Source organism: Pedobacter alpinus (assembly GCF_042684645.1).
Classification (GTDB): Bacteria; Bacteroidota; Bacteroidia; order Sphingobacteriales; family Sphingobacteriaceae; genus Pseudopedobacter; species Pseudopedobacter alpinus.
Genome location: NZ_JBHULV010000054.1, coordinates 18,721 through 27,020 on the forward strand (window position 1 = coordinate 18,721; position 8,300 = coordinate 27,020).

The window sequence follows — 8,300 nt, forward strand, 5'->3', positions numbered from 1 at the left end:
ATATGATCTTTAGAATTCTATTTTTTATAATTTTTCCTTCTTTAGTAAATGCCCAAAATTTGTTTAAGGTAAAAGGTACAGTTAAAAATGAAGAAAGTGAGCAGCTAATAGGTGTTAGGGTTTCTATTAAAGACACCAAACTAAGCGCTACTACAAATAATGACGGTACTTTTGAGTTTAATTTAAAAGGAGGTAATTATACTTTTGTTTTTAGTAATCTTGGTTATTTTGATAAGCAAGAAACTGTAACAATATCGGCTTTAAAGCCTAATGAATTAAGCTTTGTTTTAGAAAGAAATCTGCAAACTTTAGAACAAGTAATAGTACAAGACCAAATTAGTAGAAATACAGGTATGATTAGGATTGATGCAAAATTAGCAACTTCTAATCCTAACATTTCTCAAAGTTTTGAATCTATTTTAAAACAGCTACCCGGTGTTTCTACCAATAACGAATTAAGTTCGCAATACTCTGTAAGAGGTGGTAATTTTGACGAAAACTTGATTTACATTAACGATGTGGAGATTTATAAACCTTATTTGGTAAGAAACGGTCAACAAGAAGGCTTAAGTTTAATTAATCCTGATTTGGTTTCTAATGTTAAATTCTCTTCTGGTGGTTTTACTCCGCGTTATGGCGATAAGTTATCATCTGTTTTAGATGTACAATACAAAACAACAGATTCTGTAAAATATACACTTGGCATTGGTACTAATGGCTTATCTGCAACAGCTTTTTTTAATCATAAAAAAATTAGTGGAGCAGTAGGTTATCGTAACAAGCAAAACAGATTCATTTTAAATGCGCAACCAGTAATTGGTGCCTACAATCCGCAGTTTTACGATTTGCAAGGAGTTTTAAATTATCAGTTAAACAAAAACAATAGCATTAGTTTTTTTGGAGTTTATAATACCAGTAAATTTGGTTTGGTGCCGGAATCTCGGACAACAGAGTTTGGTACTTTAAACCAAATTTTAAGGCTTAACATTGATTATGAAGGGCAAGAACAAGATGAATATAGCAATATTGTTTCATCGGTTACATTAAACAGTCAGCTTAATAAAAATGCAAGTTTAAAATGGATAAATTCGATGTTTTTGATTACCGAAAAAGAGAATTTTGATATTTACGGACAATACGTTTTTGACGAAATAGATAATGATTTTGGTGGCGGAAATTTTGGTCAGATAAAAGCAAACAGAGGAATTGGAGCTTACCAAACCTTTGGAAGAAATGAGTTGCGGGCAGATGTTTTTGCATCGGAAGTAAAGTTTAATTATAGCACTAAAAAATCTTTTTGGGAAAGCGGCTTAAGGTTTCAGTATGATAAAGTAGCTGATAATTTAAAAGAATTTGAACTGATAGATTCGGCGGGTTTTTCTATCCCAAATAATTTTCAAGATTTTCAGATTACCCAATCTGTTGATGTTGCAAACAGCGTTAACACTTTACGTTATTCTGCTTACGTACAAAATACAACAGATTTAACGCCTCAATTAACTTTTACGGGTGGGTTAAGGTTAAATTACAACAACTATACTAAAGAATTTATACCAAGCCCAAGAATGGTTTTTGCATATACACCTAAAAATCATGAGCAAACAGTTTACAGGTTTTCTACCGGTTTGTATGTGCAACCCCCATTTTACCGCGAAGCTAGAAACTTTGACGGCAGTTTAAATTTAAACTCAAAATCGCAAAAATCTTTACATTTTATTTTAGGAAGAGAGGCAACATTTGATGGTTTAGGCACAAAGCTTAATTTTTTAATTGAAGCCTATTATAAAAGTCTTTTTAACTTAACGCCTTACAATATAGAAAATTTAAGGGTTAGGTATTATGCAGACCAAACCGCAAAAGGTTACGCAACAGGAATTGATTTTAGGATAAACGGGGAATTTGTGAAAGATTTAGAATCGTCTTTTAGGTTATCAATAATGAAAACTGCGGAAGATATTGAAGGAGATTCTTTTACCCAAACCAATGTTAATGGAGGTACAGAAACTGTTTTTCCGGGCTTTATAAAACGGCCAACAGACCAAAGAGTAAATTTTTCTGCATTTTTTCAGGATAGGCTTTTTAATAGTCCAACTTATAAAGTACACATGAATTTGCTATATGGTTCAAAGCTGCCAACAGGACCACCAGCTTCGCCTCGGTACCAACAAACCTATAATATACCTGCATACAGAAGGTTAGATATTGGTTTTTCTAAAGATATATTAGACCCAGAAAGCAGGCATAAACCAAGGCTGCTTGATAAATATTTGAAATCTTTTATTGTATATGCAGAGGTTTTTAACTTACTTAATATAAACAACACAGTGTCTTATTTATGGGTAACAGATGTAAATAATATCAAATTTGCCATTCCTAATTTTTTAACATCAAGGCAACTGAATGTGAGATTAATTACGAAATTTTAAAAAAAAATAGGACTAGCTCAATGTTTATCATAAATTTGCGACTTAATTCTAAAAGAATGAAACCTTTTATCACCCACAACAAAATTATACTTACCCAGTATAAGGTGGTGTGCAATGTATTTTTCAACAACAATTTAATACCAAACTTTAAATAGATGAAACATAATTTTGGTGCAGGACCATGCATTTTACCACAAGAAGTATTTAAACAAGCTTCTCAAGGAGTATTAAACTTCAATGATACTGGTTTGTCAATCTTAGAAATTTCGCACAGAGCTTCTGAGTTTGTAGCTGTTATGGATGAGGCAATTTCTTTAGCTAAAGAACTTTTAAACGTACCAGAAGGTTATTCTGTAGTTTTTTTACAAGGTGGTGCAAGTTTGCAATTTGCAATGGCTGCTTTTAATTTATTGCCAGAAGATAAAAAAGCAGTTTACTTAGAAACTGGAGTTTGGGCAAAAAAGGCATTTGCAGAGGCTAAATTATTAGGTAATGCAGAAGTTATAGCATCATCAAAAGATAAAAACTATAGCTATATTCCTAAAGACTATGCTATTGATGCTGATAGTGCATATTTTCATTGTACTTCAAACAATACCATTTACGGTACGCAAATGCACAGTTTCCCACAAACTACAGTGGGGAAAGTTTGCGATATGTCTTCAGATATATTTAGTAGAGTAATTGATGTTGCAGATTTTGATTTAATTTATGCTGGTGCTCAAAAAAATATTGGCCCGGCTGGTGCAACTTTGGTAATTGTTAAAAATGATATTTTAGGAAAATCAGGTCGTGTTATTCCTTCCATGTTAGATTATCAAAAACAAATTGATGCAGAATCTATGTACAATACGCCTCCAGTATTTTCTGTTTATGTTTCCATGTTAAACTTAAGATGGTTAAAAGCAAAAGGTGGTGTTGCTGCAATTGAGCAAGAAAACATTGCAAAAGCTAAAGCTTTATATACAGAAATTGACAGAAACCCATTGTTTAAAGGTACTGCTGCTTTAGAAGATAGATCAAACATGAGTGTTTGCTTTGTAATGGAAAACCCAGAACTTGAAAAACCTTTCTTAAAATATGCTGAAGAGTTAGGTTGCATAGGAATAAAAGGACACAGAAGTGTTGGTGGTTTTAGAGCATCTTTATACAATGCTTTGCCAATTACTAGCGTACATGTTTTAGTAGAAGCAATGCAAGATTTTGCCGAGAAAAACGTTTAAAGAAAAATAACAAACCCGAACCAAATTTATAATTTAATGAGAATTTTAGCAAACGACGGAATAGATCCGATAGGAAAAAAACTATTAGAAGACGCCGGAATTGAAGTTGATACAAACAATATCCCTCAAGAAGAATTAGCTTCAAAACTAAACGCTTATGACGGAATTACTGTTAGAAGTGCAACAAAAGTTAGAAAAGATTTGATTGATGCTTGCCCTAATTTAAAAGTAATTGGTAGAGGCGGTGTTGGTATGGATAATATTGATGTTGAATACGCAAAAAGTAAAGGTATTGCTGTTGAAAATACCCCAGCAGCTTCTTCACAATCTGTAGCAGAACTAGTTTTTACTCATCTTTTTAACGGTGTACGTTTTGTTTATGATGCAAACCGTAAAATGCCTGTTGAAGGTGGAACTAATTTTAATGGATTAAAGAAAGCTTATGCTAAAGGTGTTGAGCTTAAAGGTAAAAAAATAGGTATTATTGGTTTTGGACGAATTGGTAAAGAAACAGCTAAGCTTGCTTTAGGAGCAGGAATGGATGTTTTAGCTTTCGATTTGTACGATATTCCGGCAACTTTACCTTTAGAATTATCTGGTGGTGTTAAAGTTGATGTGCCTGTTACAAAAGTAAGTATGGACACGCTTTTAGCAGAATCTGATTTTATTTCTTTACATATTCCGTTTACAGAAAAACCTGTTTTAGGAGCAGTGGAGTTTGAAAAAGTTAAACAAGGTGTGGGTATTGTAAACTGCTCTAGAGGTGGTACAATTGATGAGGCTGCTTTAATTGCTGCTTTAGATAGTGGTAAAGTTTCTTTTGCTGGTTTAGATGTTTTTGATAATGAACCAACGCCACTTGTTGCATTACTACAACATCCAAAAGTTTCTTTAACTCCGCATATAGGTGCTGCAACAAATGAAGCACAAGAAAGAATTGGTGTTGAATTAGCGAATTTGCTGATTGGACATTTGAATGGATAATATAAGGTGAATGCCTTTTTAATTAGAAAATCCTTGAAGATCAATCTTCAAGGATTTTTTGCAAGAGGGAAATATTTTCTCGAAATTCTGTGGTAATCAACACTATGTTTATAAAATTCCTGTTTTGTTTGGTGCTACATAGTTAATTTTATTTCAATCTTTTTAAAATCCTTGTATTTTGTTCTGTAAGAATATTTATGCGAGCTTATAATTTCAAAATACAATATAAACCATTATATGGCTGTTTTTACAGGTTCAAAATCTCCGGTTTTTTATAAAATATTATTATTTCTAGTTTTCTTTTTTGCAGTTTTCAAAGTTGATGCTCAAACAAATACTTCTGATTTGTTTATTAGTGTAACAGCAAACTCAACTGTTGCTAATGTTGGTGATAATGTTGTTTTTACTGTTAATATTAAAAATAATGGCCCAAATAGGGCAAATAACACAAGAGTTACTGATGTTTTGCCATCTGGTTTTAGTTTGGTAAGTGCTTTGCCAAGTGTTGGCACTTGGACTAATCCTATCTGGAATGTTGGGGATTTAGCTGTAAACGCCACTGCAACTATTATTATTACAGCTAGCGTAAATCCCTTTGGTAATTACACAAATACAGTTGCAATAAAGGCAGATGAGCCAGATCCAAATTTGGCCGATAATTCTGCAAAAATATCAATAGGAGTTATTAGAGCTATAGATGATTATGCTTATGTAAATGAAAGCTTTAGCGGTGCTGCCGTTAATAATATTCTTAGTAACGATTTTTTTAATGGCTCTTTTGCTTTATTATCTAGGGTAACTATCGAGCAAGTTTCTTCAAGTAATCCAAACATCAGTATAAATGTAAATACTGGCAGTGTGATGGTTTCTAATGCTTTAACTGTTGGTAATTACTCTGTAGTTTATAAGATTACTGATAAAAATAACCCGTTGCTTTTTAGTGTAGCAAACATTAATATTAATGTAAATAGAAACAACGGAACAACAGTTGACGCTCCTATATTGGCAGAACATGATGCTGGGCAGGCTCCAGAAATTATTGGTGGAATAGCAGTTTTTAATGTTTTAGCTAATGATAAGTTATCAGGAGCACAGGCTACACTTGCCAATGTAAACTTGGAGTTTATTTCAAGTACCGACCCAAATATTACACTTGATTTGACAACAGGTAGTGTTATAGTAGCGCCAAATACCCCGGGCGGGCCATACATTTTAAATTATAAGATTACAAAAACAACAGATATTACCGTAACTGCAACAACTTACGTTACCATAAATGTAGTAGGAACAGGGCGCTTAGATACTAAAGATGATGCAGGAACTATTAATAGTGTAACCGGAGGGCTTGCTGTTGCTAATGTATTAGCTAACGATTTAAATAATGGAATAGTAATTAAAGTTGGAGATGTTTTTTTAACCGAATTGTTTAGTAGCAATGCTAGCATCACACTTGATGTAAATACGGGCGAAGTTAATGTTGCACCAGGATTGCCAAATGGATTTTACACCCTAACTTATCAGGTAGTTGATAAAACAGACCCAACAAACAAAGGAGCTGCCGATGTAATTATAGAAATTACTGGAGGCGTAAATATAATAGAAGCTAATGAGGATAGAGGAATAGTGAACGGAACAACTGGTGGTATTGCTGTTCAGAATATTTTAGAAAATGACGTTTTAAAAGGAACAGTACCTACACTTGCTGATGTTTTTATTTTTCAAACTTTTTCAAACAACTCTGCCATCAATCTTGATTTTAATACAGGTAGGGTAGTTGTAAATCCAGGTACTTTTAACGGTTTTTACACAGTTACTTATCAAATTCAAGAAAAGGCAGACCTTAGTAATGTTTCATTAGCAGATATTATTGTTGAAGTACAAGGAGGTTTATCTTTACTAACGGCTAAAGAAGATATAGGTTTTGCATCAGGAATAATTGGAGGGGTAGCAGTTGCGAATGTTTTAGCAAATGATGATTTAGAAGGCGTTATACCTACCCTTAATGAAGTTGTAATTACACAAACTTTCACTAATAACCCTGGGATAAGCTTAGATGTAAATACCGGACAAGTTATTGTTGCACCAGGGACAGAAAACGGCGTTTATACTTTAGCTTATTACGTAGAAGATAAAAACAAGCCAGAAAGTTCTTCTTTTGCAGATGTTATTGTAAAAGTAACATTAGATAACATAAATATTTTAGCAAATCCAGATGTTGGTGGTGCAAATGGAATTACTGGTGGTGAGGCATTAGTAAATGTTTTATCAAATGATATTTTAGCTGGTAAAGTGCCTTTGATATCAGATGTGAATTTAATTAAAGTTTCAAGTACGCACCCCGGGATAATTTTAAATTTAAACTCTGGAAGTGTAAGCGTTAGTGCTGGTACACCAAACGGTATTTATACGCTAACTTATAGTATAGAAGATAAAGCTAATATTGGAGACATTTCTACTTCATTTGTAACCGTAACTGTTAACTCTGGAGTGTCTGTTATTGAAGCATTTGAAGATAGAGGGATTGTAAATACCGTTAATGGGGGAATTGCGGTTACAAACATTTTAGCCAATGATAAATTAAATGGAAGAACACCTTTAATAGGAGAGGTAGAGATTTTACAGCTGTTTACCAATCAAGTAAATATAAATGTAGATATTAATACAGGAAGAGCCATCGTGTTGCCAGGTACACCAACAGGTTTTTATACAGTAACTTACCAAATTGACGATAGATTAAACCCTGGCACAACCGCAGTTGCAAATGTTATTATTGAAGTTTCTAATGAGGTTTCTCCTATTGCAGCTAATGATGATATTGGAAGTTCTTCTTTTCCTAATGGAGGAATTGCTGTTCAAAACGTTTTGATAAATGACATATTGGACGGAACAATTGTAACACTTTTAAATGTAGATTTAGAACAGGTATCTACAACAAATAACGGTGTGAGTTTAGATGTTACATCGGGGAAAGTAAATGTGGCTTCGGGAACACCTTCTGGAAATTACACGTTAATATATAAAATAACAGATAAGCTAGATAACACTAGGAGCGCAACTGCAAATGTTTTGATATCTGTTGTTTCTTTAAATCCAATAGCTGCTGATGATGCTGGAACTATTGGTGGTTTTTTGGGAGGAACTGCTGTTAATAATGTTTTAATAAATGATTTATTTAAAAACAATCTTGTAAATATTATTGATATTGACATAACCACAGTTTCTACAACTAGTGCTAATGTAATTTTAAACCCTTTAAATGGGCGAGTTACGGTAGCTCCAAACACACCTGCTGGAACTTATGAACTTGTTTATAAAATTGCTGATAAATTAAATTCAGCATCCTTTTCTACAGCAAAGGTAGTAGTATCAGTATCTGCACCTTTAATTATTGCACAAGCTGATGCTGGTACCATCAACGGTTTTACAGGCGGAACAGCTATCACCAACATTTTAGCAAACGATACATTTAATGGTTCAGCTGCATTGCCAGCAAATGTAACTTTAGAACAAATTACTGTAAATCCAAACATTAGCGTTAACCCAACAATAGGAGCGGTAACAGTAGCTGCCGGAACACAAGCCGGAGTTTATACCATCAATTATAAAATAACAGATAAACTAAATCTAACAAATACAGCAAACGCAAATGTGGTTGTTACAGTTACAG

At 33.3% G+C, this 8,300-nt stretch carries 4 protein-coding genes; all 4 read left to right on the plus strand.

The features are described from left to right. The first annotated feature begins 2 nt into the window (after positions 1 to 2). On the plus strand, positions 3 to 2,426 hold the full coding sequence (locus ACFSSE_RS17100) for a TonB-dependent receptor (RefSeq protein ID WP_379101046.1): 2,424 nt from the start codon (positions 3 to 5) through the stop codon (positions 2,424 to 2,426). Between the two features lie 155 nt (positions 2,427 to 2,581). Then, positions 2,582 to 3,649, plus strand: a complete 1,068-nt coding sequence (serC, locus tag ACFSSE_RS17105; RefSeq protein ID WP_379044025.1) for a 3-phosphoserine/phosphohydroxythreonine transaminase — start codon at positions 2,582 to 2,584, stop codon at positions 3,647 to 3,649. A gap of 36 nt (positions 3,650 to 3,685) precedes the next feature. Then, a complete protein-coding gene (locus ACFSSE_RS17110) occupies positions 3,686 to 4,633 on the plus strand; it encodes a D-2-hydroxyacid dehydrogenase (protein WP_379044022.1) in 948 nt (315 codons plus the stop codon). Between the two features lie 237 nt (positions 4,634 to 4,870). After that, a partial coding sequence (locus tag ACFSSE_RS17115; protein WP_379101049.1) for a hypothetical protein occupies positions 4,871 to 8,300 on the plus strand: 3,430 nt, incomplete at its 3' end.

Coding starts and splice junctions, on each gene's coding strand:
- ACFSSE_RS17100 (WP_379101046.1), top strand. CDS start 3: ATGATCTTTAGAATTCTATTTTTTATAATTTTTCCTTCTTTAGTAAAT.
- serC (WP_379044025.1), top strand. CDS start 2,582: ATGAAACATAATTTTGGTGCAGGACCATGCATTTTACCACAAGAAGTA.
- ACFSSE_RS17110 (WP_379044022.1), top strand. CDS start 3,686: ATGAGAATTTTAGCAAACGACGGAATAGATCCGATAGGAAAAAAACTA.